The 781-nt window shown below is 68.4% G+C and carries 1 protein-coding gene; it reads left to right on the forward strand.

Annotation, left to right across the window (positions count from 1 at the left end; genetic code table 11):
- Positions 1–19 precede the first annotated feature (19 nt).
- The coding region (locus tag UK12_RS32810; protein WP_231591481.1) for a M4 family metallopeptidase at positions 20–781 on the forward strand (762 nt) is incomplete at its 3' end.

The following is a 781-nucleotide window of genomic DNA, read 5'->3' on the forward strand; positions in this document are numbered from 1 at the left end:
CCGGACGACCGTCGAGGGCATGCGCGCCGACGGCACCCCGAGCCGCCAGCAGCTGGTCACCGACGCCGCCAGCGGCGAGGTGCTCTCCACCCACGAGGAGATCCAGACCGCCAACGCGACCGGCACCGGCAAGGGCGTCTTCGTCGGCACCGTGCCGCTGACCACCAACCAGAGCGGCAGCACCTACCAGCTGAAGGACGCCACCCGCGGCGGCCAGTACACCACCAACCTCGCGGGCAAGACCTCGGGCAACGGCACGCTCTACACCAACTCGACCAACAGCTGGGGCAACGGGCTGGCCTCCAACACCCAGTCCGCCGCCGTGGACGCCCAGTTCGGCGCCGCCGTCACCTGGGACTTCTACAAGAACACCTTCGGCCGCAACGGCATCCGCAACGACGGAGTCGGCGCCTACAGCCGCGTCCACTACGGCAAGAACTACGTGAACGCGTTCTGGGACGACAGCTGCTTCTGCATGACGTACGGCGACGGCACCAGCAACACGCACCCGCTGACCGCGCTCGACGTCTCCGGCCACGAGATGAGCCACGGTGTCACCTCCAACACCGCCGGCCTCAACTACTCGGGCGAGTCCGGCGGCCTGAACGAGGCCACCTCGGACATCATGGGCACCGGCGTCGAGTGGTACGCCAACCTGCCCGCCGACAAGCCGGACTACCTGATCGGCGAGCTGATCAACATCAACGGGGACGGCACGCCGCTCCGCTACATGGACAAGCCGTCCAAGGACGGCGGCTCCGCCGACTACTGGTCCTCCGGC

Source organism: Saccharothrix sp. ST-888 (assembly GCF_000955975.1).
In the GTDB taxonomy this organism is placed as follows: domain Bacteria; phylum Actinomycetota; class Actinomycetes; order Streptomycetales; family Streptomycetaceae; genus Kitasatospora.